The following is a 26,350-nucleotide window of genomic DNA, read 5'->3' on the forward strand; positions in this document are numbered from 1 at the left end:
AAAAGTGCTTTATAGTTTAATGCCAGCGGCTTCAGCCACAGTATGCATATCTTTATCCCCGCGGCCCGACAAATTAACCAGCAAGATTTTATCTCGTCCGAGCGTTGACGCCAATTTTTGCGCATAAGCAATCGCATGGCTTGATTCAAGCGCGGGAATGATACCTTCCATCAAGCAGCAATCATGAAATGCTTGCAATGCTTCAGCGTCAGTTATATTGACATATTGGGCGCGGCCTATATCTTTAAGCCAGGCATGTTCCGGGCCCACGCCCGGATAATCGAGACCGGCCGAAACCGAATGCGTCTCATTAATCTGCCCATTTTCATCTTGTAATAAATAGGTTCGATTGCCGTGCAATACACCTGGCGAGCCGGCCGTCAGGGAGGCCGCATGTCGCCCCGTGGCAATTCCTGCGCCGCCTGCCTCTACGCCGATTAACTGAACCTGGGTATCCTCGATATACGGGTAGAACATGCCCATCGCGTTGGAGCCCCCGCCCACGCAGGCGATCACCGCGTCAGGCTGACGCCCAACCAGCTCTAACATTTGGGTTTTGCACTCATCGCCAATCACCCGCTGAAAATCCCGCACCATCATTGGATAGGGGTGCGGGCCTGCGACGGTACCAATGATATAAAATGTATTCTCAACCTGCGTAACCCAATCGCGCATCGCCTCGTTCAACGCGTCTTTTAAAGTCTTCGAGCCCGCCTCAACTGACACCACCTGCGCGCCGAGCAGCTTCATGCGGTAAACATTCGCGGCTTGTCGGCGCATATCTTCAGCGCCCATATAAACGACGCATTCCATGCCAAAGCGCGCCGCGATCGTAGCCGTCGCTACGCCATGCTGACCCGCGCCGGTTTCTGCAATCACGCGTGATTTACCCATGCGCTGCGCAAGTAAGGCTTGCCCCAGCACGTTATTGATTTTGTGAGCGCCGGTATGGTTCAGGTCCTCACGTTTAAAGTAAATCTGGGCGCCTCCCAGTTTTTCGCTTAAACGCTGCGCGTAATAAATCGGCGATGGACGGCCGACGAAATGCTTGAGTTCCGTATGGTATTGAGCAATAAAATCAGGGTCTTGTTGAGATTCTTGGTAGACGCGCGTTAATTGCGTCAACGCGTGAACCAAAGTCTCCGCAACAAAAATGCCCCCATATGGGCCAAAATGGCCTTGTGGATCAGGTAAGTTATACATTTGGCTTTAGGTCTCAATCCAATTTAGCAGCTATCGGCTGCCTGCGCCGCGCGCATAAATGCCGCCATTTTGCTATGATCTTTCACGCCTTTGGCCCCCAAGACTTCAATTCCAGTAGATACATCAATCGCATAAGGGCGCACTTGTATAATCGCATCTTTAACGTTTTCCGCGTTTAAACCGCCACTCAAAATAATCCGCGAGGTCAGTGCGGTTGGAATGCTCGACCAATCAAAACTTTGCCCGCTTCCCCCATATCCATCACTTAATGTATCAAGCAACAGGCCATCCGCGGCAGCATAGCGATGAGCAACCTCTAATAACGCAGCAGATGCCGCTAAGTCGCCAGCGCTGACATGCAAAGCGCGCAACCATGGCAAGCGCACGCTAGCGGCAAGTGTTGAGCACTGGGCCGGCGTTTCATCGCCATGAAATTGCAATATAGATAAGGGAACAGCTTCTACCGCTTGGCGCAGCGTAGCCGCATCTGTATTCACGAATAATCCAACCAATGAGACAAATGGCGGCACATAACGCGCCAATTCTGCCGCCCGAGAAAAGCTCAACGCGCGCGCACTGGCGGGATAAAATACAAAACCAATCGCATCCACGCCCAAGCTAACTGCGCGCTCTATATCTTGTGGTCGCGTCAAGCCACAGAATTTAATCCGGGTGCGTGCCTGCAACCCCGTTGCTAGCTGCTGTGCGACCATACTTCTCCCCACGACTGACTCGCCAACTCAGGCGCGGGCACGCTCAAAGCGAGCGGGTAGCCAATCTGCGCAAGGTATAGGCCATCCGCCATAAAAGTAGGAGCTGCGTGGCGTCGCTCACGCGCAGCAAGTACTATTTTCAGCCAGTCAACCGACTGCCTGCTGCGGCCGATTTCAATCAAACAGCCCATGATATTTCGCACCATATGATGCAAAAAGGCATTCGCCCTAAAACGAAAATGAATAAAATGACCCCGCGCTTCGATATCCAGCGCATATAGATGCTTGCAGGGCGATTTGGCCTGACATTCAGAAGAGCGAAAGGCGGAGAAATCATGCTCGCCCAGTAATATACGCGCCGCAGCACGCATTGCGCTCAGATCAAGCTCGGCCTGGTGCACCCATCCGGCGCGGCCAGCCAAAAGTGGCGAGCGAATCGCATGCGTATATAGCATGTAGTAGTAAGTCCGCTCATGGGCGCTAAAGCGCGCATGAAACTCTGCGGGCACCTGTTTTGCCCATTGCACCGCAATGCTATCCGGCAAAAAAGCATTGACGCCGCGCACCCACGCAAACATCGGGCGCTGCACCTCAGTGTCAAAATGCACAACCTGGCCCAACGCATGCACTCCCGCATCTGTACGCCCAGCAGCGACGGTTTTCAACGGACAGGTGGCAAATGATGTCAACGCGCGTTCCAGCACATCTTGCACCGTATTGCGGTGCTGTTGCGACTGCCAACCAGAGAATGGCGCGCCATTATATTGTAAGCCTAAAGCAATACGCATCGCGGCTTACACGCTCAATGCGCGCAGTTGCTTAAATTTCATGCAGTGGCCAACAAAATTCTTAGCATCCGCCGTAAAGGTTCAGCCGCGCCCCACAGTAACTGATCGCCTACAGTAAATGCGCACAGATATTGATCACCCAGCACCGGCTTACGCAATCGACCCACTGGTACGGATAGCGTGCCAGTAACGGCGGCCGGCGTGAGTTGGTTCAGCGATGCAACACGTTCATTGGGGACGACTTGTACCCAGTCATTCGCTGCCGCTACGATATTTTCGATGTCAGCGAGCGGTACATCTTGCGTGAGCTTGATGGTCAATGCTTGGGCATGGCAACGCATCGCTCCAATGCGCACGCAAATGCCGTCTATTGGCACTGAACCGGGCACGCCTAATGGCGGTTTGCCAAGAATTTTATTGGTTTCAGCGGCTCCTTTCCATTCTTCGCGCGATACACCCTGACCCAGGTCTTGATCAATCCAAGGCAGCAGTGAGCCCGCCAATGGCGCGCCAAACTGCGTCACCGGCATTTGCTCGCTATTCATGGCAGCCAACACCCCGCGATCAATCTCCAAGATGGCGGCTGTCGGATCGGCTAAGTTTTGCTTGGCTGCGCCATATAGCACGCCCATTTGTTGCAGCAATTCACGCATATTCTGGGCGCCAGCGCCTGAAGCGGCCTGATAGGTCATCGCACTGACCCACTCAACTAAACCGGCGCTAAAAAGACCGCCCAGCGCCATTAACATAAGACTGACCGTGCAATTACCGCCAATATAATTTTTGACGCCACGGCCCAATGCATCCTTAATCACGTGCGCATTGACTGGGTCTAAGACAATGACGGCATCCTCTTCCATCCGTAGTGAAGAAGCGGCATCAATCCAATAGCCATCCCAGCCCGCTGCGCGCAGCTTGGGGAATATCTCGGTTGTGTAAGCGCCCCCTTGGCATGTTAGAATAATCTCGCACTGCTTAAGCGCCTGAAGATCATAGGCATCTTTTAGTTTCGTTTCATTTTTAGCCAAGGATGGCGCCGCTGCGCCAGCACTACTCGTACTAAAAAATAACGGCTCGATCAATGCAAAATCATTTTCTTCGCACATGCGCTGCAGCAAAACTGAGCCCACCATGCCGCGCCAACCCACCAAGCCAACAGTTTTCATTTTTTTACTCATTCCACACCCACTCGCTCAAGCTACGCCAGTGCCTTAACCACTGCATCACCCATTGCTTGAGTACCCACTTTATGTGTACCCGGGGTCCAAATATCCGCGGTACGCAATCCTTGCGCCAAGACCTTTTTGACCGCAGCCTCAATCCGATCCGCCTGCTGTGGCTGCTGCAATGAATAGCGCAACATCATCGCCGCCGATAAAATCGTCGCCAACGGATTGGCCAAATCCTGACCAGCTATATCCGGCGCCGAACCGTGCGCCGGCTCATACAGCCCTTTATGGCCAGCGCTCAGCGAAGCAGACGGCAGCATCCCAATCGAGCCGGTTAACATCGCCGCTTGATCAGAAAGAATATCTCCAAATAAATTGCCGGTCACAATCACGTCGAATGCCTTGGGCGCCCGCACCAACTGCATCGCAGCATTATCGACATACAGATGCGATAGCTCAACATCTGGGTAGTCCCGTGCCACGTCAATCACGGTTTCACGCCACAGTTGAGAGGTCTCAAGCACATTGGCTTTATCCACACTCGTCAGCCGCTTACTGCGTTTTTGTGCGGCCTGAAACGCGACCTGAGCAATCCGGCGTACTTCGGACTCGCTGTAACGCATCGTATCAAAGCCTTCACGGCAATCTTTAAAAGCGCCATCCAGTACCAGCCGGATCCCGCGCGGCTGACCAAAATAAATATCGCCGCTCAATTCGCGCACAATTAAAATATCAAGGTCAGCGACAATTTCTGGCTTCAAAGACGAAGCCGACGCAAGTTCTGCGTAGAGAACCGCCGGACGTAAATTGGCAAATAATTGCAAATGCTTGCGCAAACCTAAAATGGCTTGTTCAGGGCGTAATTCACGCGGCAGAGTATCGTATTTCCAATCGCCCACAGCGCCAAATAAAACCGCATCTGCAGCCTGCGCCAACGCTAGCGTTGCAGCCGGCAGGGGATGTCCAGCCACAGCATAACCTGCGCCACCCACTGGCGCTGGCTCAAAGTCAAAAGAGACATCAAGCGCCTCTAGAACCTTGAGCGCTTGCGCCACAATCTCCGGGCCGATCCCATCTCCTGCCAAGACTGCGATTTTAGTCATTTTATCGCTACCGCTGCTCAATCGGTTTGGCTTCACGCGGGGTCTGCCCAACAAAGAGCTGACGTGGCCGGCCAATTTTTTGGTCCGGCTCAGAAATCATTTCATTCCATTGAGCAATCCAACCAATCGTACGCGCCATAGCGAAGATGCAAGTAAACATCGAAGTTGGAATCCCCAATGCACGTTGCACAATCCCTGAATAGAAATCGACATTAGGATAGAGTTTGCGCGAAACAAAATATTCGTCTTCGAGCGCAATTTTTTCTAGCTCCATTGCCAATTTGAAGAGCGGCTCGTCATGCAAGCCTAACTCTTCCAGTACATCATGGCAGGTCTCGCGCATGAGTTTAGCGCGTGGATCATAGTTTTTATAGACGCGATGGCCAAAACCCATTAATTTTACGCTTGATTGCTTATCTTTAACCTGACGAATGAACTCTGGAATCCGCTCTGGCGAGCCAATTTCTTCTAGCATATTCAGCGCGGCTTCATTCGCCCCACCATGCGCTGGCCCCCATAAACACGCAATACCTGCCGCCACGCAAGCAAATGGATTAGCGCCAGAGGACCCAGCCAAACGTACCGTTGAGGTTGAAGCATTTTGCTCATGGTCGGCATGTAAAATCAAAATGCGATCAAGGGCGCGCACCAAAACATCGTTGATCTTATATTCTTCGCACGGATTGGCGAACATCATGCGCATAAAATTAGCGCTATAAGACAGCTCATTGAGCGGGTATACAAACGGCATCCCAGTATTATATTTATACGCCATCGCAACCAATGTTGGCAGCTTAGCGATAAGCCGGATGGCCGATACTTCGCGGTGGCGCGCATCATTGATATTTAATGAGTCATGATAAAACGCAGATAGAGCGCCAACACAACCCGTTAATACGGCCATAGGATGGGAGTCGCGCCGAAAGCCCCGGAAAAAAAACTGCATTTGCTCGTGCACCATCGTATGCTTAGTGACAAGCTCGCTAAATTCCCGCTTCTGTTCCAAATTGGGCAAATCGCCTTTTAACAGTAAATGGCAAACGTCTAAGAAATCGCCATGCACCGCAAGTTGCTCAATCGGATAGCCGCGATGCAGAAGTTCGCCTTTCTCGCCATCGATATAGGTAATGGCTGAATTACACGCTGCCGTGGACATAAAACCGGGATCGTACGTAAATTTTCCAGTCTGGCCATATAGCTTACGAATATCAATCGCATCGGGACCAAGGGTGCCCTGGTAAATTGGCAGCTCAACACTGGGCGAGCCATCGCTAAAAGAAAGCGTCGCTTTTACATCGGATGGAGTCATAAGCGTCCTCGAGTTAAAAAATGGCATAGCGGATATTGCAAAAAAAGCAAATCGTGGACCTGCTTAGGCCCTACAAAGAAACTAGAGTACATGGTCAATTTAACTAGCGCGTAATAACGCTAACACATGTAATCCGTCTGGACTGGCGAGCTCACCCTGCGGCTGCGCTCGGGCAAGGAGTAAGTCTAACAAATCGCTATCGCTAAGCTCCAATAGCCGAGTTAACGCTCCCACTTCTGCATTGCTTAGGCCGTGCTCATAACGACTAAAGAAACGTTCAATGATGAGATCGTTTTCAAGCAGCCCGCGCCGCGCCCGCCAACGCAAGCGAGCGCGTTGCACTGGGTCTGCTTGATGGGACACACTTTCCATTTTAGCTAGCGGCTCGAAACTGATACTTAGATTGCACGGCGTTAGATTGCACGGCGCACCATGAGTTCTTTGATTTTACCAATCGCCTTCGTCGGGTTCAGCCCCTTCGGGCAAACGTCAACACAATTCATAATGGTGTGGCAACGGAATAAGCGATAAGGGTCCTCTAGATTATCTAAGCGTTCCCCAGTGGCTTGATCCCGACTGTCTGCGATAAAGCGATACGCCTGCAATAAGCCGGCGGGTCCGACGAACTTGTCTGGATTCCACCAAAAACTCGGGCAAGAGGTCGAACAACTAGCGCATAAAATACATTCGTACAGTCCATCCAATTCATTACGCTCTTGCGGTGATTGTAAACGCTCTTTCTCCGGCAAGGGTTCATCATTAATCAAATAAGGCTTGATTGAATGGTATTGATCAAAGAAATGTGTAAAATCGCAAATCAAATCGCGCACGACAGGTAAGCCCGGCAGCGGTCTGAGCGTAATGCGCTGCGGCAGCTCATTCATATTAGTCAGGCAGGCCAGACCATTCTTGCCATTAATATTCATTGCATCCGAGCCACATACGCCTTCGCGGCATGAGCGACGAAACGCCAGCGACTCATCAATGGATTTCAGCTTGATCAACGCATCGAGCAGCATTTTGTCGTGCGCATCGAGCTCAAGCTCGTAAGTCTGCATCCGCGGCGCCGCGTCTTGGTCTGGATCGTAGCGATAAATCTCAAAAATACGTTTTGTCATCTCGAATTCCCGTTAGCCTAACTTAAAGCACCCACACACTGTCTAAGCTTGTTATGCTTGATGCTTAGGTCCGGCCTATCTAGCAAAAATGGTCATGCTCAAAAAGTGCGCGCTTTGGGCGGGACAGTTTCAACTGTCAGCGGCTTCATTTGCACGGGTTTATAGTCCAAACGATTATCCGCGCTATGCCAAAGAGTATGGTGCATCCAATTAACATCGTCGCGCTCTGGATAATCGCGGTGCGCATGTGCGCCACGGCTTTCTTTGCGCGCTTCGGCTGAAGTCGTTGTGGCCCGCGCCACTTCAATCAAATTAGCCAATTCCAGGGCTTCAACCCGTGCTGTATTAAATACTTTTGATTTATCTCGCAAATGGACATGCTGCACGCGCTCGGCCAGCTCAGTCATCTTTGCAACGCCCTCCGCCAATAGATCATTGGTGCGGAAAACACCCACATGGTCTTGCATAGTCTGACGAATATCACCCGCAATATGCTGCGTATATTCGCCAGTAGTACTTGCCTCAAGCTTAGCTAAACGCGCCATCGCGCGCTCAGCGGCATCTGCTGGCAACGGCTTATGTTCACGTTGGGCGCTCACTTGCTTAATAATATGGTTGCCCGCGGCTCGACCAAACACCACCAAATCCAGCAACGAATTGGTGCCAAGGCGATTCGCGCCATGTACGGATACGCACGAACATTCGCCGACCGCGTAAAAACCATTAATTGGGGCTTGGTTATCGCCATTTCCGGCGACCACTTGACCGTTAATGTTAGTCGGAATACCGCCCATTTGATAATGGATCGTAGGCACGACTGGAATCGCCTCTAAAATACAATCCACATTAGCGAATTTCAGGGCGATTTCACGGATTGACGGCAATCTTTTAACGATTGTCTCAGCCCCGATATGGGATAGATCTAATAGCACGTGGTCCCGCCGTGGGCCACACCCCCGACCTTCTTTAATTTCTTGGTCCATCGCCCGCGAAACAAAATCACGTGGCGCTAAATCTTTCAAAGTCGGAGCATAACGCTCCATAAACCGTTCGCCATGGGCATTACGCAAAATTCCGCCCTCACCACGCACCCCTTCAGTAATGAGCACGCCAGCGCCAGCCACACCAGTTGGATGGAACTGCCAGAACTCCATATCCTGGAGTGGGACACCCGCCCGGGCCGCCATCCCAAGACCATCGCCGGTATTAATAAATGCATTCGTTGAAGCCGCATAAATGCGACCTGCGCCGCCTGTTGCAAAGAGCGTGCACTTGGCTTCTAAAATATAAACCTCGCCCGTTTCCATTTCGAGCGCAGTCACGCCAAGCACATTCCCTTCTTGATCGCGGATGAGATCAAGCGCCATCCATTCAACAAAAAACTGGGTTTTCGCTTTGACGTTCTGTTGGTAAAGCGTATGAAGCAATGCGTGCCCAGTCCGATCCGCCGCAGCGCAAGCACGTTGCACAGGTTTCTCGCCATAATTTGCGGTATGCCCGCCAAACGGACGCTGGTAGATCGTGCCATCCGGGTTACGATCAAACGGCATACCAAAATGCTCAAGCTCATACACTGCGCGGGGCGCCTCACGACACATAAATTCAATCGCGTCTTGATCGCCGAGCCAATCCGAGCCTTTAATGGTGTCGTAAAAATGATAATGCCAATTGTCTTCGCTCATATTGCCTAACGAAGCGCCAATTCCACCCTGAGCGGCAACCGTATGCGAGCGAGTTGGAAATACCTTAGATAATACGGCAACCGACAAACCTGCCTGCGCCAATTGCAACGAGGCACGCATACCCGAGCCTCCCGCACCGACAATCACTACATCAAAACGGCGACGGGGCAACGTACTCTTAACTGCGACCATTCTTATACTCTCCACAGAATCTGCACGGCGTAACCTGCACAGGTCAGTAGCCACACGATCGTCAACACTTGCAGCGTTAGCCGCACGCTAAGCGGTTTTACATAATCCATCCAAATATCACGCATGCCCACCCAAGCGTGATAAAAAAGCGCCAGCAGCGCAACCAAAGTGGCCGCTTTCATCCATGGCGCCGCAAAAATCGAGGTCCAACCCTCATAGGAAAAATTTTTCGCCGCAAAAAACCAAATGAGTAGAATCAGCGCATAAATAGCCATCACGGCGGCGCTCACCCGCTGCGCTAGCCAGTCACGCAAACCATAATGCGCGCCAACCACAAGTCGCTTTGGGCCAAAATTATTGTGCGTTGCCATTTAAAAAATTCCGAATAGTTTGAGCGCAATAGCAAAGGTGACTATTGACGAGAGGGCACATACGACCGCCGCCGTTTTTTTGCTAGAGGCTTTAGCCACCCCGTAATGCAGGTCCATCAGCAAATGACGAAGACCGGCAAAACAATGAAATACAAAAGCCCAAATAACCAATAAAAGGCTTAATTTAACCAGTGCGCCACTCGCAAAACTCTTTAGCGCCTCAAAGCTCTGCGCTGAAGTTAAGCTTTGCTGAAACAAATACAGAGAAAACGGCAAAGAAAGAAAAAGCAGTGCACCGCTAATACGGTGCAAAATTGACACGATCCCTGGCAACGGAAGCCGGTAACTGAGTATCTGTCCGATCCCAATATTACGGAATTCCGGCCTTGATTTTTTTCTAATTTCAGCCATACGGTTAAACCTCATTGAATCCACAGCCCGAGATTTTAACGCGTTTTTCGCTTATCTGACACTGGGAAGGCTTCGCATGGCTCAAGTCTGCGTACAAAACTCTTGTAAATAGAGGGTCAACAAGCGATAAAGCTTGGTATGAATAAGCGATCTATAAATTAAAATCTCTTGGGCGACCCAAAGCTCGAAGAATTTATGTTAGCCCTTTCAGATCAGAAAGACCCGTGATTTTTTTAATTGTATCTAACTCTAATCCTAGATTCTGCAGATTTTGAGCGATGGCAAACGCTTTTAGTTGCTCGCCTTCGCGCTGGCCTTCTCTCCGCCCTTTTTCTCGCCCTTCATCTCGCAAAAATTGCCCTAGTGTTTTCATCTCTTCATCCTCACGACATTGTCTTACGTTTTCCATCAAGAACTGTAGAAACCGCCCCTCATCGCCGCAGCCTTCTTCAACTAAATAGTAGATTAACCGCCTCAGCTTTCCAACCAGAAAGGGTTAGCATTGCAACAGTTCGGCTAACTGAGGCGTAAACTGCATTAAACTCTGCGTGCCTATCTATGTATTTTTTTCGCTAACTGCTTACGCTTAAAACAATTCAAATAATTACTGAGTTTTGATGCTCTCCAGCCAGCCCGCCTTTGGATTAATAAATATTAATATTGAAATATATTTATGCGAGTCCTTTAAGGTCGGAAAGACCCGTGACTTTTTTAATCGTATCTAATCCTAATCCTAGATTCTGCAGATTTTGAGCGATGGCAAACGCTTTTAGTTGCTCGCCTTCGCGCTGGCCCTCTCGCCAGCCTTCTCTCCGCCCTTCCTCGCGCCCTTCCTCGCGCCCTTCATCTCGCAAAAATTGCCCTAATGTTTTCATCTCTTCATCCTCTCGACATTGTCTTACGTTTTCCATCAAGAACTGTAAAAACCGCCCATCATCGCCACGGCCTTCTTCAACTAAATAGTAGATTAACTGCCTCAATTTTTCAACCGGTAAAGGGTAGCATTGCAACAGTTCGGCTAACTGCGGTGCAAACTGCATTAAATTCTGCGTGCCTATGTATTTTTGCGCTAAGGTTAGCGCCGCCATACGTTTATAGCGCTTTATTTCTTCGTCTGGAATAGTGGATAGATCTAGAATTTGGACCGATGCAGGCAGCCCCAAGCGTTTTTGTGCTAACTGCTTACGCTTAAAACAATTCAAATAATTCGTAGGTCCAGGATAAGGCCGTTCGCCCCGGTAAAAAATCATCTCAAATACAGCCGGTAGTTGTTTATGACCTTGTTCAAGATGCTGCTGCATGATGCCGTTTAAGTAACTTGAAAGCTTGAACGGCGGAAGAGCGCTGGCGGTACTCTCGTGTTCCATTAAGATATACAGCTTGTCTTGCCCGTCTGGGCTACTCACTGAATACACTATATCGGCAAAACGCTGGCTGAGATTACTTTGCACAAAAGCGCCTGAAACCAGTTGTAGCGTATTGAAATCACATTCTTTTTGTAGATAGCATGGCAAATGAAGCTGCAAAAACTCTTGCGCTATATCAATATCTTTTAAAAAAGACTTAAACAGCGCATCATGCGGCATAGATAACTTTTTCATCTTATTTGGCGCAACAATAACTACGATCACGGATACCGTTATTATCTTGTGTACGCCAAATGATTTACAGCTAGCCGAATGGCTATATTGGTTTAAAATTTTTTATATTTTTTAGTTGATTGCTTTAGTAGCTCAATCGATATAGCCACGGCTCTTAACTTTCAAGCTCGATAGAATCATTCAAAATTAGCTTAAGTCATTCTGATAATAAAACGTATCCGTCACATACCAACCACGCCGCACTTCAACTGGCTTGTCACCATAGGTGTAAGACACTCGCTCTACATTTAACAGCGGGTGACCTGGCGCAACCCTAAGCGCTGCTGCGACCACCGCATCCGCTGCTAATGCACGAATTTTCTCTGAAGCGCGGATCATGCGCGTGCCAAACTCTGTCTCAAAGAGGCCATAAAGCGGCCCATGGTACGCCGCCAATCGCTCTGGCGTTAGCCCTCGAAATAGATTGCCTGGCAACCAAATTTCATCGAATACGGCAACTAATTCACCAAACTGCAAAGTACGTTTGATTAATATCACTGGCTCATTAGGTTTGAGCTCAAGCGGTCGCGCAATCTCGGCCGGCGCACGCAAGCGCCGACACTCCAGCAAATGACTTGCGTAAGCGGTCGACGCCCCCTCTTCCGAGAGTAAGCGCAAAAAACGGAACTGTGCGCGTGCTTCGCTATGGGTCGCCACAAAAGTGCCTTTGCCCTGTCGACGGACCAGCAAATTTTCAGCCGCCAGCACACTGATTGCCTTGCGTACGGTGCCTTGACTGACCTTATAGCGCGCAGCAAGCTCAACCTCGCTTGGAATGGGTGCGCCTGGCTTCCACTCGCCCGCCTCTAGACTCTGCGTAATCAGCGCTTTAATTTGTTGATAAAGAGGACTAAAAGTAGGCGCGTGCGGCAGCCCTATCTGCTCACTGCTCGCAATTTCAGCAGGGCTTTTGGATAAAATGGTTGAGCTACGATTCATTCTAGTATTGGAGCACAGCGCATTCATACCGTCCACTCCTGTTTCAATTGATATGTCTTATATAAGACACATGATAATATTGACTTTCAAAACAGCGGCTTTTAGACTTGGGACCGATATCAAGCGCCGCGCCGGTTTTACACGCGGATTGTTTTAATGACTCTCTCAGGAAATAATTATGTCTAAACCTGCAAAGCGTATCGCCATTTCCGGCGCTGCCGGACAAATTGCTTACTCGCTGCTCTTTCGTATCGCCAATGGCGATTTACTAGGTAAAGATCAGCCCGTTATTTTGCAGCTATTAGATTTGCCGCAGGCGCAAGCTGCTGTGAAAGGCGTGGTCATGGAGCTTGAAGATTGCGCCTTTGAACTGTTGCAAGACATTATTATTACAGATGATCCTAAAATTGCTTTTAAAGATATTGATTACGCATTGTTAGTTGGAGCGCGCCCCCGTTCCAAGGGAATGGAGCGTAAAGATCTCCTAAGCGCAAATGCCGAAATTTTTACGGTACAAGGTCGCGCTCTAAACGAAATGGCCAGTCGCAATGTAAAAATCTTAGTTGTCGGCAACCCAGCGAATACCAATGCATATATCGCTATGAAGTCTGCACCCGATTTACCGCAGAAAAACTTCACCTCAATGATGCGCCTTGACCATAATCGCGCTTTAGCGCAGCTTGCTGCTCAATCAAAACAGCCCATCGCAGAAATCGAGAAAGTAATTGTCTGGGGCAACCATTCGCCTACGATGTACCCGGATTTTCGTTTCGCTACAGTTAAAGGCGCCAGTTTGCAGCAAATGCTCAATGATGAGGCCTGGAATCGCACGGTCTTTATTCCTACTGTAGCGCAACGCGGAACTGCTGTGATCGAAGCGCGCGGCTTATCGTCAGCCGCTTCTGCCGCGAACGCCGCGATTGATCATATGCGCGACTGGGCATTAGGCAGCAACGGGCGTTGGGTCACGATGGGCATTCCTTCCAATGGGGCTTATGGCATTCCTGAAGGTCTGCTCTACGGTTTTCCAGTGACGACCGCAAATGGAGACTACACTGTAGTCTCAGACCTTGAGATCGATACGTTTTCACGCGAGCGGATGGATCTTGCGTTGCAAGAATTGCTCGAAGAACAAAATGGCGTAAAACATCTGCTTGGGTAGTCAATATTGTTTGAAATAAACGGTATAAAAGGAGACCTGTATGAGAAACCTAGTCATTGTTGCCCTTACTTATCTCTTCGCTAGCGCCCCCGTGGCCCTAGCAAGCGATACGGTTACACGAGCCACTCCAGCCGCAACCTCCTCAAACGCATCCGCAACAGCCGAACGCTTGCGCAAGCAAGCTGCACACAAAAAAAATGCGGCGGCGGCTAAAGCAAAAGTCGCTACCGCTCAGTCAGTGAAATGGCTCTGCAAAGGCAACCAGCCGCTCTGGATCACCGGCGATATGCGGCGCGATCAAATCCTTACTATGCGCTGGAATCGCAAGAACTACCGACTGCCGCGCGTCCAGACCAGTACAGGCGCTGATCGCTTTTATGATGCAGCCAGCGGGATGAATTGGGTGGTGATTCCCTCCAAAGCGATGCTTTTCAATGACAAAGGTCAGTATAAACAACGCCTTGCTGACGAATGCAGGTCACCCGAAATGATTGCGCGGGACGTTCCCGCGCCAACCCAGGCGGAGGCAATTCGCAAAACTCGTTAAACAGGTTGTTCGCAAATCAGAGAGCCGGCCTCTTCTCAGGCTGATGCACACTGCTATAAAAGCACCGTGCATCAGCACTGGGGGAAAGCGGCGCAGATGATTGGCGATTTCCGCGAATAAGGACAAAATGGCTCATTCTCTCTACAACACACTTAAAGAATTCGATAGCGGCACTCAAATCGGTCAGTTTTACTCACTGCCACAGCTAGGTCAGGCGCTTAATCTTAAGCTCGAGCGCTTGCCAGTCTCAATCAGGCTGGTGCTTGAATCCGTATTGCGCAATTATGATGACCGCAAAATTACGCGCGCGCATATTGAACAACTCGCGAATTGGCAACCCAAGGCGACCCGCACTGAAGAAATTCCACTGGTTGTGGCGCGTGTTGTTTTGCAAGATTTCACAGGCGTGCCGCTGCTAGCTGACATTGCTGCAATGCGTGATGTCGCTCAACACATGGGGCGTGACCCCAAATTGATCGAGCCCTTGGTGCCCGTTGATTTAGTGGTCGATCACTCAGTTCAAATCGATTATTTTCGCCGTAGCGATGCCCTCGATTTAAATATGAAGCTGGAGTTTCAGCGCAATCAGGAGCGCTACCAGTTCATGAAATGGGGGATGCAAGCGTTTGATACATTTCATGTCGTGCCACCTGGCATTGGCATTGTTCATCAAGTAAATCTCGAATATCTCGCGCGTGGCGTACATCATCAGAAAATTCAGACTGAGGCGGGGCCTAACGCTATTTATTATCCTGATACGCTGGTGGGTACTGATAGCCATACCACAATGATCAACGGTATTGGCGTCGTCGGTTGGGGGGTAGGTGGGATTGAGGCAGAAGCAGCAATGCTAGGTCAGCCTGTCTATTTTCTGACTCCGGATGTGATTGGCTTTGAGTTAAAAGGCCAATTGCGTGAAGGTGTCACTGCAACGGATCTAGTGCTCACCGTCACCGAGCTTTTGCGCAAAGAAAAAGTCGTGGGTAAATTTGTTGAGTTCTTTGGCACAGGAGCCGCTTCAATTACAGTGCCTGACCGCGCCACCCTTAGCAATATGGCGCCCGAATACGGCGCGACGATGGGCTTCTTTCCAGTGGATGATAAGACCATCGAATATTTTGAAAACACCGGCCGCACGCAAGAAGAAATCCACGCTTTACGCAATTATTTCAAAGCGCAACACCTCTATGGCATGCCGCAGGCGGGTGAAATTGACTACACGCGCGTCATCACGCTTGATTTAGCTACGGTAAGCCCTTCACTCGCTGGCCCTAAACGCCCGCAAGATCGGATTGAGTTGGATCAAGTGAAACAAACGTTTACTGATTTATTCTCAAAACCGGTCAGCGAGAACGGCTTTTCTAAAGATAAAAACGCGCTCGAACAGGTTTATACGAACCGTGACGGCGTCAAAATTAGTAATGGGGATATTTTAATTGCCGCCATTACGTCCTGTACGAACACTTCAAACCCAAGCGTACTCCTGGCTGCTGGTTTACTGGCCAAGAAAGCGGTTGAAATGGGCCTAAGCGTTGCGCCTCATATTAAGACTTCGCTCGCGCCTGGCTCACGTGTCGTCACTGAATATTTAACTGCCGCAGGCTTACTGCCTTATCTTGAAAAACTGGGCTTTACTCTAGCGGCGTATGGTTGCACCACCTGCATTGGCAATGCCGGCGATCTCACACCAGCACTCAATGAAGCCATCATTGCGCACGATATTGTCGCAGCCGCGGTGTTATCAGGCAATCGCAACTTCGAAGCCCGCATTCATCCCAACCTGCGGGCCAACTTCCTTACTTCGCCGCCACTCGTCGTAGCCTATGCAATCGCTGGCACAGTCATGCGCGATTTAATCACTGAACCGCTTGGCCAGGGCACCGATCAAGATGGAAAAGTGCGAGATATTTATCTTAAAGATATCTGGCCTTCAAACGATGAAATCCATCAATTATTCAAGGTCGCGCTAAATGCGGAAGTGTTTAGAAAAAACTACGCCCAGCTCACCCAAAAAGGCGATTTGTGGAGCAAAATTGAAGGCACTGAAGGCCAAGTGTATAACTGGCCTAAGTCAACTTACATTGCGCAACCGCCCTTCTTTACTGATTTTAGTATGCAACCTGCAGCGCCTCAATCTAGCGTCAAGAACGCGCGCGCACTCGGCATTTTTGGTGACTCAGTCACCACTGACCATATCAGTCCGGCTGGCGCAATCAAAGAAACTTCTCCGGCTGGCTTATGGCTGCAAAAAAATGGCGTGCTTAAAGCTGATTTCAACAGCTATGGTTCACGCCGCGGCAACCATGAAATTATGATGCGCGGCACCTTTGCCAATGTCCGCATCAAAAATTTGATGGTGCCCCTCCAGGTGGACGGTACGCGGGTTGAGGGAGGCATTACGCTGCATCAGCCGAGCGGAGAATTGCTCTCCATTTACGATGCCGCTATGCGCTATCTTGATGAAGATGTGCCAACAGTTATCTTTGGTGGTGAAGAGTACGGCACAGGTTCCTCGCGCGACTGGGCCGCCAAAGGCACTCAATTACTCGGCGTAAAGGCAGTGATTGCCTGTAGCTTTGAGCGAATTCATCGCTCAAATTTAGTGGGTATGGGAGTTTTGCCACTGCAATTCATGCCTGGCGTAAACGCGCAAACCTTAAACCTTCAGGGCAATGAAAGCTTTGATATTGAGGGTTTCGCCCACATAAAACCGCAGCAACAGGTAACGCTCACCATCCGCCGCGCAAATGGCGCGTTACAACACGTACCTTTGTTGCTGCGCATCGATACGCCGATTGAGGTGGATTATTATCAGCATGGCGGGATTTTGCCTTTTGTGTTGCGCTCGTTACTGGCTGCTTAATCTCTATCGCTTTTATCTTTGTTTCAAACGGCGGGCCAGATGCATGTCTCTGGCCCGCCGCAATTTTTAGTGCACAAGCATCCAATCGTGTTATTCGTTTGCTTATCCACGCTTAAGTGGATCTGAGAGGCGTGGTACCTTTTCTCTATCCTGATGAATATTCCCCGCTGTTTTCTTACTGGTTTACGCAATCTCTATTTGCGCCAGGCTGGCCGGTTTTTTATCCTTCAGTGCATGCTCATTCGATTGCCTGAACCGACGCGCAAAAAGATGCATATTTTGATTGCGGGAGAGAATTCAAATGCCTCATAACGACAACAGCAAGCTCACTGGCTTATCCCGTATGCGCAGCAATAAACTCTTTCAGAATCTGCGCATCCGGCGGCACGACCTCAAAGCGCATCGGTAACTCTTCAATCTTGGCGAATGCAGCCGGCCTCTCGGGGTCTCGCCCTAGCGCTTCGCGCATAGCCGCACTGAATTTAACGGGTTGCGCGGTTTCAAGCACCACCATCGGTACACCAGGCTCTAGATAACGGCGCGCGACTGTCAAGCCATCAGCAGTATGCGTATCAATCATCGTTGCGTAGCGCGCATAGGTCTGCTGAATGGTTGCCATACGCTCTTGATGTGAGCTACGGCCTGAAACAAAACCAAACTGGTGAATGCGCGCAAAATCACCACTGCCGGATAAGTCAAAGCCTTTATTTGCTTCCAGTTGATGAAATAGGTGCCGCACCCGCGCCGCATCACGTCCCAGCAAATCAAATACAAAGCGCTCAAAATTCGACGCCTTTGAAATATCCATGCTCGGGCTGCTCGTATGATAGGTGCCTGCAGCATCGCGGATACGGTAAACGCCTGTGCGAAAAAATTCATCTAGCACATCATTTTCATTCGTCGCGACAACCAGTTTATCGATCGGCAAACCCATCATACGCGCAATATGGCCGGCACAGACATTGCCGAAATTACCCGATGGCACACAAAATGACACTTTGGGCAACGCCTCAGGCCCAGATGTCTGACCTAATTTTGTCGCAGCCGGTTGAGTGGCCGCAAGCCAACCCTTAACGTAATAAACAATTTGCGCAACCACACGCGCCCAATTAATCGAATTGACTGTACCAATCTTATATTGGGCTTTGAACACATGATCATTGGAGACTGCTTTTACCAAATCCTGGCAATCATCAAATACCCCCGTCACGGCAAGGTTAAAGATATTCGGGTCTTGCAGGCTATACATCTGTGCGCTTTGGAACGAACTCATCTTTTGGTGAGGAGAGAGCATAAAAACCCGAACTCCTTGCTTGCCACGCATCGCATATTCAGCCGCGCTGCCGGTATCGCCCGAAGTCGCGCCGAGAATATTGAGCTGTGCGCCTGACTGGGCCAGCGTATATTCAAACAGCCGGCCCAGCAACTGCATGGCTAAATCCTTAAACGCCAGCGTCGGGCCATTCGAGAGCTCAAGCAGGTAAAGGGGCGCTCCGTTTTCAATGCCTAAAGCCTTAAGCGGCGTAATTTGCTCAGCCTTCTCGGACTCACGCGCATGGCGATATATCTGCGCAGTATAAGTACGGCGAGTTAACTCCCGCAGATCTTTGGCGGGAATATCATCACAGAATTTAGCGAGAACTTCATATGCCAGGTCTGCATATGACAGATTTCGCCAATGCTCAAGTTCGTCCGGTGTAATCGAAGGATAAACCGCAGGTAAATATAATCCGCCATCTGCGGCTAAGCCTGCCAGTAAAATGTCAGTAAAAGTCCGGCGCTCGTTTGCGCAAGCCCCACGGGTGGAAATATAATTCATACACTAACACCCTTCATTTAATGTTTCAATCCGCAGTTTTGTAATCTGCGGCATGACTGTCATCAAGGCGCTCATCTGCTCTAGCGCGGCATTTATTTGCTTTTCAACGGCCAGATGAGTAATCACGATTAAATCGTCTGTCTCATTAGCGCCCACTGGATCAGGCAGGCGTGATTTTTTTTGTAATAAAGCATCAATGGATACATCGTTATCAGCAAGAATCTTTGTAATATTAGCTAATACGCCTTTTACGTCCATCACACGCAACCGTAAATAATAGCAACACCTCACTTCACTGATTGGCAAAATTGCTAGGTTGGATAACTGATCCGGCTGAAACGCAAGAGGTGGTACGCGCTGACTCTGATCTGCGGTATGTAAGCGAGTCACATCGATCAGATCAGCCACCACCGCAGAGGCGGTTGGCTCGCCACCCGCACCTTTGCCATAGTAAAGCGTCGAGCCCACTGTATCGCCCTGCACAACGACCGCGTTCATCGCCCCTTCGACATTAGCTAGCAGGTGTTGGGTTGGGATCAAAGTTGGATGTACGCGCAACTCGATGCGATCTGCTACCCGTCGCGTAATCCCAAGCAGCTTGATCCGATAACCCAATTCTTCCGCATACTGAATATCAAGCGGGGCCAACCCTTTAATGCCCTCAATATATGCGCTGTCAAACTGGACGGGCGCGCCGAAGGCAAGCGCACTCATCAAGGCTATTTTATGAGCTGCATCGATGCCCTGAATATCCATGGTCGGATCGGCTTCTGCATAGCCCAAGCGCTGAGCGCGCTCAAGGGCAGTCTCAAAATCAATGCCATGCTCGCGCATTTCAGACAGAATGAAATTTGTAGTGCCATTAATAATGCCGACAATCCATTGAATTCGATTAGCGCTTAATCCTTCGCGTAGAATTTTGATAATCGGGATACCACCGGCAACGGCTGCTTCAAATGCCACCATCACCCCGTGCTTGTGCGCCATGGCGAAAATCTCGGCGCCATGCACCGCAAGCAGAGCTTTATTGGCTGTCACCACATGCTTGCGATTGGCTAATGCGCGCAATACTAATTCACGCGCAATCGTCGTGCCGCCGATAGTTTCTATTACGATATCTAAAGTTGGATCGCAGACCAATGCCTCAGCATCTGTATCTAACAGAACTGCATCCGTTTCGCCTAGTACTGCCCGCGCTTTGTTGTTATCGCGCACAGCGATTCGTTTGATCTCAATGCCGCGTCCGGCCCGACGACTGATTTCTCCCTGATTGCGCTGGAGCACAGCAAACGTACTTTGACCGACAGTGCCGAAACCTAAAAGCCCGGTTTTAATTGTTTCCATCTAAAACTTACCTGTACCAAAAAAGAGGTTAACGTGCGCCGCCACAACTTGGATATTCGAGACAGTTTATCGGTTTGGGATACAAATAAACAAGCTGCCCGCAAAACTCACTACACCGCTCTTCGTTTGTCTGCGCATCGGCTCGCTCATGTTCAAATACCGTGAGCGCATGACCATTGCCTAGTGAGCACCGCTAATTTATGAACGTTACCCTTGTGAAGTAAGCTAACTTTGCCAAAACTATAATTGATAGCGAATCACGCTTTATTTTACACATTAGGGCAGCTTATAAATAGAAAACATAGACCCAGCAGGAAATCCGTAATGAAGGTTTTTTCTTTAGGTGCATGTGCCTTGATGCGCAAATTTTTCCAGCAACTTATAAGCCGGCCTAAAAACCATAGTTTCTTATCTAGCTCGCCACGGTATGCGCTGCGCTGGTGGCGTTGGATGGACAAACGGGTCGGCATTGTGCCGCTTCCCGTGTACTGCGTCACTATGATTTGCTTAGGCGCTTTATTTGCGTTGGGTAAAACATCAACGGATATTTCAGTTATAGCTGCGATCCTCACAGCGTTAGGCTTTACCTGCGCTGAGCTAGGCGCGCGCATTCCAGGTTTGCGCAGAATTGGCGGTCCGGTTATTGTGACCACCTTTTTACCTTCCTGCCTGGTTTATTATCAATTACTGCCGAATGGACTCATCCAATCAATTACAGACTTTTGGCAAGCAACTAATGTATTGTATCTATTTATTGCCGCGGTTGTCGTTGGCAGTATCTTGAGTATGGACCGGCAGGCTCTAATTAAGGGTTTTGCTAAAATTTTCGTGCCGTTAGCCATCGGTTCGATCGCTGCTGCTATTGTAGGCACGCTGACGGGGATGGCGCTCGGTTTAGGTGCGCACCATACGTTCTTCTATATTGTTGTCCCGATTATGGCCGGCGGCATTGGCGAAGGTGCCATTCCACTAACGCTTGGCTACGCTGAGATTTTGCACCTGCCACAAGGGCAATTATTCGCTCAGATTGTACCGGCTGTCATGCTGGGCAACTTGACTGCAATTATCTGCGCCGCCTTACTTAACCAATTCGGTAAACGCTATCATCGCTATAGTGGCAGAGGTCGCTTACATAAAAGCGACCATAGCGTTTTGGCGAACCACGCCAATCTGCCTACTGCTTCAGTCGAAAATTTTGCGGCTGCTGGCATGATTGCCATTTGCTTATATATATTAGGCATCTTAATCCATCAATTGATTGGCCTGCCTGCGCCAGTCGCCATGCTATTTTTGGCGGTGCTCGCCAAATTGACTTATGCGGTTTCTCCTAAGTTAGAAGATGGCGCGCGCACGGTTTATCATTTCTTCTCTACGACGGTGACTTATCCTTTGTTGTTTGCAATCGGCATTACGATTGCGCCATGGGACCAGTTACTCGCAGCGTTCACGCTGGCTAATCTCATCACCATTGTGGTTACCGTCGTGACCTTGACGATGGTAGGCTTTTTTGTTGGACGTTGGGTCGGCTTGTATCCGATTGAAGGGGCGATTATTAATGCCTGCCACAGTGGGATGGGAGGGATTGGGGATGTAGCCATTTTAACTGCCGCTCATCGCCTGCAATTGATGCCATTTGCGCAAATGGCAACGCGCTTAGGTGGCGCGCTTACGATTACGATTGGGATTATTTTGCTTGGCGCATTAGCCTAGCGTGAGCATTTTTAATAAAAAAGTATTGAGCTCAGTCTATGCACTTGCGACCCAGCAATGCACGCAATTCGGCCAGCACTAAAGCGCTCTCAGGTCGCACTCCCCGCCACACAAAAAACGCTTCGGCTGCTTGTTCCACCAGCATGCCTAGCCCATCTGCGGTAAACGCACCATGGCGTTGCGCATAGTGCATAAAAACCGTCGGTTGCGACCCGTACATCATGTCATAGGCAAGCGTATTTGTGCCCAGCGCGCGCGCATCGAAAATCGGCAGCTCACCCGCAAGGCTGCCGGCTGTAGCGTTGATTACAACATCAAACACGCCACGCGCCACGGCTTCTCCTCCACCAATAAGCTGGCATCCAACTTCTGCGGCTAATTGCGCAAAATGATGGGCCAGCTCAGCCGCGCGCTCAGCCGTACGATTAACCATCACTATCTCGCCAAGTTTAGCCTGCAGCAATGGCAAGAGAACTCCACGCGCTGCCCCACCCGCGCCAAGCAGCAAAACACGGCGGCCTGCCAGCGCCACTCCTAGGTTACCTTCAATATCTCGGACCAGACCAACGCCGTCGGTATTGTCACCATACAGGAAACCATCCGCATTGACTCTTAGGGTATTGACTGCACCCGCAGCCGCAGCGCGAGGCGATACGGTATCCGCTAACGCATAGGCATCAAGTTTGAACGGCACGGTGATATTGCATCCGCATCCGCCGCGCGCGACAAAATCGCGTACCGTTTCGGCAAAGCCATCAAACGGCGCGCATAAGCGCGTATAACAGAGATTTTCACCCGTCTGCGCGGCAAACCGAGCATGGATCCACGGAGATTGGCTATGTTGCACCGGATTGCCAATCACAGCATAGCGCTCAACTATTAGCGACATGGCATTCCTACGAGCAGCTCAGCGCGGTGTCGCCAGATAGATTCGTCTGCGCCTCACTACTCTCCAACACTTGCGCTAGGCGACATGAAACTTCAAGGGTGAGCTCGTCTAGCGCAAGAATATCGAGCCACAGCTTAGTATCGCGCGCATGCACGCCAAGCCCAGGCACATGCAGCAATAGCGGGATTTCGTCAAACCTAACCAAGTCTCCTTTTACAACCGCGGCAAGCATACGTTCGCGCTTTTCTTGCTTGAGCCAACGCAAGCACCAAAAACGCTCCATGCGGTTCTGGTGATCTGCATAGGCTTGATAAATCTCTTCAAAATTTTGCACAATCACGTACAAATCCGCATCTTTGGGCTTAAATGGAGCCACCAATTTAGCGGCCACGCCATGCTGCGTACAAGCTAAAAGTTGCCATTGATTCACTAAATCGATATAGCGCCGCAACGGCGAAGTGCTCCAAGCATATTGTTCAACCCCGAGTCCTTCATGGGGTGCTGGGCCAATCTGCATCCGCGTGCGATTAGCGCCAAATGAACGCTGCGCCCGATAAATTCCTGGCACACCGTATTTAGCCAATGCAGCACCCCAACTGCTGTTCACCAAAATCGCTAACTCAGCGACAATCAAATCAAGCGGGGAGCCACGCCGGCGCGGAGTGATCGAGACTGATTCGCCGTCGATGGCGAAATTAAAGTCTGTATAGCGCTGCGTTTCGCGCTTGAGTCCATAATTGATGCGGGCCGCCTGCCGCTTTTCGTAAAGCGCTTGCGCAAATGGCCACAGTACGGCGATCTCTTTTTTATAGAGATAGTCACCCTCGCCCGCTGCAATAGCCTCCGCCGTTACGATCGCATCCAGCCAATTATGGCGCAGATTGTGCGCGATAAATACCTGCTCGAGGCGCGTCTCAGTGGCCACAATATCTTGCGTTGCGCTATCAACAATTGTATAGAATGACAGGACTGGCCTTAACCCGCCTTCCTTTAAAGTAAATCTATCGACCAGCTCAGCGGGCAGCATAGTAATTTTGTCGCCCGGCACATAGACGGTCGACAAACGCGTGCGCGCCTGCAAGTCAATCATATCGTCCCGCGCAATGCCAAGTGCGGGTACTGCAATATGCACCCCAATCCGCAAGCGGCCATGTTCTAACCATTCGACCGAGAAAGCGTCATCAATTTCAGTCGTGCTAATGTCATCGATCGAGAAAGCTTGGATTTCAGTGACCGGTAATTCGGCGCAGCGGCCCTCAGCTGCTGGCTCAGCAGTTTCAGGCACTGGGCCAAAGCCGGTACCCTGTGGAAAATGCTCCGCCAAAAAACGGCTCTCGTGCAATGCGCGCGCAGAAGGAAGAGCGCCGCAATCGAGCATTAATTGTGCAACTGAAGTGCCACAAGCACTGGCGGCAGCCTCCACCGCTTTGTATTCGATTGAATTTTTATCCGGCTTGATTAAGAAGGTGAGAACCTTGTCCTCAAAAACTGCTGGTAGCCGATGCGCTTTTAATTCAGCTTCATAAGTAGCTTGCAACGCGGCCTGTTGGCGGCGCCGTTCAAGGGCGGCCAAGGCGGCTTTAAGTTGCTCTTCTGGCGCACGCTGATAGTGTCCGCGCCCTTTACGACGAAAATAGACTGGCGCGCTATGTAAGCGCAGGGCCAGCGCGGCCCGCTCAATCGAGGTGACCTGCGGGCCAAAATATTCCTCGGCGAGCACCGCAAAGTTAAATTCATCGCTCCCCGCGCATTCCCACAAAAAATCCAGTTCAATAGTCTGGGCGCAGGTCTCAGCAGAGTGCATTAATGCAGCGGCTGACGGCGCCGAAAACTCGAGTAGAACGTCTTTACTTTTTACTTTAATCCGTCGCCCGCCGAGTCCTTCGACTTGCAACGTTTCATTTTGCTGAGAGAGTACAGTGCCGGCCTTAAAGCTGCCGGAATCTTCAAAAAAAATGTTCACGCAACCTTCCCTGAATCAAAATCGCTTGCCACGCCCTCTTTTTTAGAAAGTCTCGCAAGCAGTTTCGCATGAATACCGCCAAAGCTGCCGTTGCTCATCACCACAATATGATCGCCCGGCCGCGCCACCAGCGTGACCGCTCGCGCCAGCGCCTCAAGATCATGCAAAGGATAAACGCGCTCGCCTAGCGGCGCTAGAGTCTGGGCTAAATCCCAGCCGAGCGCGTCGCGCCCCGCTGATGCCCCATATGCGAAAATCAGATCTGCTTGAGCCAGGCTCGCCGGCAATTGAGCTTTCAGCGCGCCCAATTTCATCGTATTCGAGCGCGCTTCGAGTACCGCCAAAATGCGCGCCTGAGTCCCAATCCGCGCCCGTAAACCGGCCAGAGTGGTGCTAATTGCGCTCGGATGATGCGCAAAATCATCATAAATTGTGACCCCACCCACGCTACCATAGGTTTCCATCCGACGCTTAACCCCAGCAAAACGCGCCAAGGCTGCAGCGCCCGTCGCCGGCGCTACACCGACATGGCGGGCCGCCGCCAATGCCGCTAAGGCATTAAGCCGATTATGTTCGCCCAAGCTCTGCCAATTAACTGTAGCGACGCGCTGGGCCTGCCAATGCACAGCAAAAGATTGATCCATCACACGCTCATCAAGCGCTTCCGCATGCCAGCCGTCGGCGCTCCCAAACGCTTCAACTTCACTCCAACAGCCCCGGCTTAACACACGTGCTAGCGCTTCATCACGGCCATTCACAATCATCCGCCCCGTCGCTGGGATAGTCCGCACTAAATGGTGAAATTGGGTTTCAATCGCAGTCAGATCCGGGAAAATGTCCGCATGATCGTATTCGAGATTATTCAGCACCAGCGTGCGCGGACGATAATGAATAAATTTAGAGCGCTTATCGAAAAACGCCGTATCGTATTCATCGGCTTCGATCACAAAAAAATTCGAGGGCGTAAGTCGGGCTGAGATATTCAAATTGAGCGGCACGCCACCGATTAGAAAGCCCGGGTTCAAGCCCGCTTCTTCGAGCAACCAAGTCAAGATCGACGCGGTGGTTGTTTTGCCATGTGTGCCGGCTACAGCCAAGACCCATTTTTGCGCTAACACATGTTCACCCAGCCATTGCGGACCTGAGGTGTAAGGCAAGCCTTGGTCTAGAATCGCCTCCAGCAATGGGTTGCCGCGCGTCACGACATTCCCGATCACATAAAGATCGGCATTTAAGGCCAGCTGGTCAACCTGGTAACCGTCGATGAGTTCAATGCCTTGCGCCGCAAGCTGCGTGCTCATTGGCGGGTACACTTGGGCATCGCAACCGGTCACGCGATGACCGGCTTGGCGTGCCAACACCGCCAGCCCACCCATGAAGGTGCCGCAAATGCCGAGAATATGAATATGCATAAA

General features: G+C 50.6%; 24 protein-coding genes. 5 read left to right on the forward strand and 19 right to left on the reverse strand.

From position 1 onward, the window contains the following. Window positions 1–9: 9 nt before the first annotated feature. From trpB to MCB1EB_RS09585, 14 genes are all read right to left on the reverse strand, one after another. On the reverse strand, window positions 10–1,203 hold the full coding sequence (gene trpB / locus MCB1EB_RS09520) for a tryptophan synthase subunit beta (protein WP_045364842.1): 1,194 nt from the start codon (window positions 1,201–1,203) through the stop codon (window positions 10–12). Between the two features lie 23 nt (window positions 1,204–1,226). Continuing rightward, the gene (locus MCB1EB_RS09525; RefSeq protein WP_045364839.1) at window positions 1,227–1,916 is read right to left on the reverse strand and encodes a phosphoribosylanthranilate isomerase; all 690 of its coding nucleotides are present in this window, start codon (window positions 1,914–1,916) and stop codon (window positions 1,227–1,229) included. Next, on the reverse strand, window positions 1,898–2,704 hold the full coding sequence (gene truA / locus MCB1EB_RS09530) for a tRNA pseudouridine(38-40) synthase TruA (protein ID WP_045364836.1): 807 nt from the start codon (window positions 2,702–2,704) through the stop codon (window positions 1,898–1,900). Before truA ends, MCB1EB_RS09525 begins: the two co-directional genes overlap by 19 nt. A gap of 38 nt (window positions 2,705–2,742) precedes the next feature. Next, window positions 2,743–3,870, reverse strand: coding sequence for an aspartate-semialdehyde dehydrogenase (gene asd / locus MCB1EB_RS09535; protein ID WP_081953607.1), 1,128 nt, complete (start codon window positions 3,868–3,870; stop codon window positions 2,743–2,745). 32 nt (window positions 3,871–3,902) lie between these two features. Next, window positions 3,903–4,976 (reverse strand): 3-isopropylmalate dehydrogenase, encoded by a 1,074-nt coding sequence (gene leuB / locus MCB1EB_RS09540; RefSeq protein WP_045366343.1) that lies wholly within the window; start codon window positions 4,974–4,976, stop codon window positions 3,903–3,905. Between the two features lie 7 nt (window positions 4,977–4,983). Then, the gene (locus MCB1EB_RS09545; RefSeq protein WP_026921343.1) at window positions 4,984–6,285 is read right to left on the reverse strand and encodes a citrate synthase; all 1,302 of its coding nucleotides are present in this window, start codon (window positions 6,283–6,285) and stop codon (window positions 4,984–4,986) included. A gap of 99 nt (window positions 6,286–6,384) precedes the next feature. Continuing rightward, the gene (locus MCB1EB_RS09550) at window positions 6,385–6,657 is read right to left on the reverse strand and encodes a succinate dehydrogenase assembly factor 2 (RefSeq protein WP_045364833.1); all 273 of its coding nucleotides are present in this window, start codon (window positions 6,655–6,657) and stop codon (window positions 6,385–6,387) included. Between the two features lie 41 nt (window positions 6,658–6,698). Next, entirely contained in the window at window positions 6,699–7,403 is a 705-nt protein-coding gene (locus MCB1EB_RS09555) for a succinate dehydrogenase iron-sulfur subunit (protein ID WP_026921345.1), read from the reverse strand. A gap of 98 nt (window positions 7,404–7,501) precedes the next feature. Then, window positions 7,502–9,277, reverse strand: coding sequence for a succinate dehydrogenase flavoprotein subunit (gene sdhA, locus MCB1EB_RS09560; protein WP_045364830.1), 1,776 nt, complete (start codon window positions 9,275–9,277; stop codon window positions 7,502–7,504). Between the two features lie 2 nt (window positions 9,278–9,279). Then, the gene (gene sdhD, locus MCB1EB_RS09565) at window positions 9,280–9,648 is read right to left on the reverse strand and encodes a succinate dehydrogenase, hydrophobic membrane anchor protein (RefSeq protein WP_026921347.1); all 369 of its coding nucleotides are present in this window, start codon (window positions 9,646–9,648) and stop codon (window positions 9,280–9,282) included. Beyond that, window positions 9,649–10,059 carry a succinate dehydrogenase, cytochrome b556 subunit gene (gene sdhC / locus MCB1EB_RS09570; protein ID WP_026921348.1) on the reverse strand — a complete coding sequence of 137 codons (411 nt, stop codon included), beginning with the start codon at window positions 10,057–10,059 and terminating at the stop codon, window positions 9,649–9,651. A gap of 193 nt (window positions 10,060–10,252) precedes the next feature. After that, window positions 10,253–10,432: an Rpn/YhgA-type helix-turn-helix domain-containing protein gene (locus MCB1EB_RS09575; RefSeq protein ID WP_152034324.1), complete on the reverse strand. Its 180-nt coding sequence runs from the start codon at window positions 10,430–10,432 to the stop codon at window positions 10,253–10,255. Between the two features lie 298 nt (window positions 10,433–10,730). Next, window positions 10,731–11,660, reverse strand: coding sequence for an Rpn family recombination-promoting nuclease/putative transposase (locus tag MCB1EB_RS09580; protein ID WP_045364826.1), 930 nt, complete (start codon window positions 11,658–11,660; stop codon window positions 10,731–10,733). Between the two features lie 186 nt (window positions 11,661–11,846). Then, entirely contained in the window at window positions 11,847–12,665 is an 819-nt protein-coding gene (locus tag MCB1EB_RS09585; RefSeq protein ID WP_081953561.1) for a GntR family transcriptional regulator, read from the reverse strand. A 151-nt stretch (window positions 12,666–12,816) separates the two neighbouring features. Between MCB1EB_RS09585 and MCB1EB_RS09590 the strand changes: the two genes are divergently transcribed. The 3 genes from MCB1EB_RS09590 to acnA all read left to right on the forward strand — a co-directional run bounded on the left by MCB1EB_RS09590 (window position 12,817) and on the right by acnA (window position 17,210). Next, on the forward strand, window positions 12,817–13,800 hold the full coding sequence (locus MCB1EB_RS09590; RefSeq protein ID WP_045364823.1) for a malate dehydrogenase: 984 nt from the start codon (window positions 12,817–12,819) through the stop codon (window positions 13,798–13,800). Window positions 13,801–13,840: 40 nt separating this feature from the next. After that, on the forward strand, window positions 13,841–14,347 hold the full coding sequence (locus MCB1EB_RS09595) for a hypothetical protein (RefSeq protein ID WP_045364821.1): 507 nt from the start codon (window positions 13,841–13,843) through the stop codon (window positions 14,345–14,347). A 127-nt stretch (window positions 14,348–14,474) separates the two neighbouring features. Next, a complete protein-coding gene (gene acnA, locus MCB1EB_RS09600) occupies window positions 14,475–17,210 on the forward strand; it encodes an aconitate hydratase AcnA (protein WP_045364818.1) in 2,736 nt (911 codons plus the stop codon). A gap of 334 nt (window positions 17,211–17,544) precedes the next feature. Here the strand turns inward: acnA and thrC are convergent, their stop codons facing one another. Both thrC and MCB1EB_RS09610 read right to left on the reverse strand, forming a co-directional pair. Next, window positions 17,545–19,029 carry a threonine synthase gene (thrC, locus tag MCB1EB_RS09605; protein ID WP_045364815.1) on the reverse strand — a complete coding sequence of 495 codons (1,485 nt, stop codon included), beginning with the start codon at window positions 19,027–19,029 and terminating at the stop codon, window positions 17,545–17,547. A gap of 3 nt (window positions 19,030–19,032) precedes the next feature. Then, window positions 19,033–20,373 (reverse strand): homoserine dehydrogenase, encoded by a 1,341-nt coding sequence (locus tag MCB1EB_RS09610; protein ID WP_045364812.1) that lies wholly within the window; start codon window positions 20,371–20,373, stop codon window positions 19,033–19,035. A gap of 33 nt (window positions 20,374–20,406) precedes the next feature. Here MCB1EB_RS09610 and MCB1EB_RS12550 point away from each other — a divergent pair, with 33 nt between their 5' ends. Both MCB1EB_RS12550 and MCB1EB_RS09615 read left to right on the forward strand, forming a co-directional pair. Next, window positions 20,407–20,538 (forward strand): hypothetical protein, encoded by a 132-nt coding sequence (locus MCB1EB_RS12550; protein ID WP_269471764.1) that lies wholly within the window; start codon window positions 20,407–20,409, stop codon window positions 20,536–20,538. 159 nt (window positions 20,539–20,697) lie between these two features. After that, the gene (locus tag MCB1EB_RS09615; protein ID WP_232034104.1) at window positions 20,698–22,083 is read left to right on the forward strand and encodes a 2-hydroxycarboxylate transporter family protein; all 1,386 of its coding nucleotides are present in this window, start codon (window positions 20,698–20,700) and stop codon (window positions 22,081–22,083) included. Between the two features lie 31 nt (window positions 22,084–22,114). Here the strand turns inward: MCB1EB_RS09615 and aroE are convergent, their stop codons facing one another. The 3 genes from aroE to mpl are packed head-to-tail and all read right to left on the reverse strand — an operon-like array spanning window position 22,115 to window position 26,347. Beyond that, window positions 22,115–22,972, reverse strand: coding sequence for a shikimate dehydrogenase (aroE, locus tag MCB1EB_RS09620; RefSeq protein ID WP_045364806.1), 858 nt, complete (start codon window positions 22,970–22,972; stop codon window positions 22,115–22,117). Between the two features lie 7 nt (window positions 22,973–22,979). Beyond that, complete coding sequence (locus MCB1EB_RS09625; RefSeq protein ID WP_052393986.1) at window positions 22,980–24,935, reverse strand: ribonuclease catalytic domain-containing protein; 1,956 nt, start codon at window positions 24,933–24,935, stop codon at window positions 22,980–22,982. Further along, window positions 24,932–26,347, reverse strand: coding sequence for a UDP-N-acetylmuramate:L-alanyl-gamma-D-glutamyl-meso-diaminopimelate ligase (gene mpl / locus MCB1EB_RS09630; protein WP_045364802.1), 1,416 nt, complete (start codon window positions 26,345–26,347; stop codon window positions 24,932–24,934). Before mpl ends, MCB1EB_RS09625 begins: the two co-directional genes overlap by 4 nt. Window positions 26,348–26,350: the final 3 nt, after the last annotated feature.

The sequence above is a fragment of the Mycoavidus cysteinexigens genome, from assembly GCF_003966915.1.
Taxonomy (GTDB): domain Bacteria; phylum Pseudomonadota; class Gammaproteobacteria; order Burkholderiales; family Burkholderiaceae; genus Mycoavidus; species Mycoavidus cysteinexigens.

Excerpts from the sequence above, each read along its gene's own strand:
- MCB1EB_RS09585 (WP_081953561.1), bottom strand. The coding sequence starts at position 12,665 with ATGAATGCGCTGTGCTCCAATACTAGAATGAATCGTAGCTCAACCATT.
- thrC (WP_045364815.1), bottom strand. The coding sequence starts at position 19,029 with ATGAATTATATTTCCACCCGTGGGGCTTGCGCAAACGAGCGCCGGACT.
- MCB1EB_RS09525 (WP_045364839.1), bottom strand. The coding sequence starts at position 1,916 with ATGGTCGCACAGCAGCTAGCAACGGGGTTGCAGGCACGCACCCGGATT.
- MCB1EB_RS09615 (WP_232034104.1), top strand. The coding sequence starts at position 20,698 with ATGAAGGTTTTTTCTTTAGGTGCATGTGCCTTGATGCGCAAATTTTTC.
- MCB1EB_RS09555 (WP_026921345.1), bottom strand. The coding sequence starts at position 7,403 with ATGACAAAACGTATTTTTGAGATTTATCGCTACGATCCAGACCAAGAC.
- MCB1EB_RS09595 (WP_045364821.1), top strand. The coding sequence starts at position 13,841 with ATGAGAAACCTAGTCATTGTTGCCCTTACTTATCTCTTCGCTAGCGCC.
- MCB1EB_RS09610 (WP_045364812.1), bottom strand. The coding sequence starts at position 20,373 with ATGGAAACAATTAAAACCGGGCTTTTAGGTTTCGGCACTGTCGGTCAA.
- MCB1EB_RS09590 (WP_045364823.1), top strand. The coding sequence starts at position 12,817 with ATGTCTAAACCTGCAAAGCGTATCGCCATTTCCGGCGCTGCCGGACAA.
- truA (WP_045364836.1), bottom strand. The coding sequence starts at position 2,704 with ATGCGTATTGCTTTAGGCTTACAATATAATGGCGCGCCATTCTCTGGT.
- acnA (WP_045364818.1), top strand. The coding sequence starts at position 14,475 with ATGGCTCATTCTCTCTACAACACACTTAAAGAATTCGATAGCGGCACT.
- MCB1EB_RS09575 (WP_152034324.1), bottom strand. The coding sequence starts at position 10,432 with ATGAAAACACTAGGGCAATTTTTGCGAGATGAAGGGCGAGAAAAAGGG.
- MCB1EB_RS09580 (WP_045364826.1), bottom strand. The coding sequence starts at position 11,660 with ATGAAAAAGTTATCTATGCCGCATGATGCGCTGTTTAAGTCTTTTTTA.
- mpl (WP_045364802.1), bottom strand. The coding sequence starts at position 26,347 with ATGCATATTCATATTCTCGGCATTTGCGGCACCTTCATGGGTGGGCTG.
- asd (WP_081953607.1), bottom strand. The coding sequence starts at position 3,870 with ATGAAAACTGTTGGCTTGGTGGGTTGGCGCGGCATGGTGGGCTCAGTT.
- sdhC (WP_026921348.1), bottom strand. The coding sequence starts at position 10,059 with ATGGCTGAAATTAGAAAAAAATCAAGGCCGGAATTCCGTAATATTGGG.
- MCB1EB_RS09550 (WP_045364833.1), bottom strand. The coding sequence starts at position 6,657 with ATGGAAAGTGTGTCCCATCAAGCAGACCCAGTGCAACGCGCTCGCTTG.
- MCB1EB_RS09545 (WP_026921343.1), bottom strand. The coding sequence starts at position 6,285 with ATGACTCCATCCGATGTAAAAGCGACGCTTTCTTTTAGCGATGGCTCG.
- sdhD (WP_026921347.1), bottom strand. The coding sequence starts at position 9,648 with ATGGCAACGCACAATAATTTTGGCCCAAAGCGACTTGTGGTTGGCGCG.
- sdhA (WP_045364830.1), bottom strand. The coding sequence starts at position 9,277 with ATGGTCGCAGTTAAGAGTACGTTGCCCCGTCGCCGTTTTGATGTAGTG.
- aroE (WP_045364806.1), bottom strand. The coding sequence starts at position 22,972 with ATGTCGCTAATAGTTGAGCGCTATGCTGTGATTGGCAATCCGGTGCAA.
- leuB (WP_045366343.1), bottom strand. The coding sequence starts at position 4,976 with ATGACTAAAATCGCAGTCTTGGCAGGAGATGGGATCGGCCCGGAGATT.
- trpB (WP_045364842.1), bottom strand. The coding sequence starts at position 1,203 with ATGTATAACTTACCTGATCCACAAGGCCATTTTGGCCCATATGGGGGC.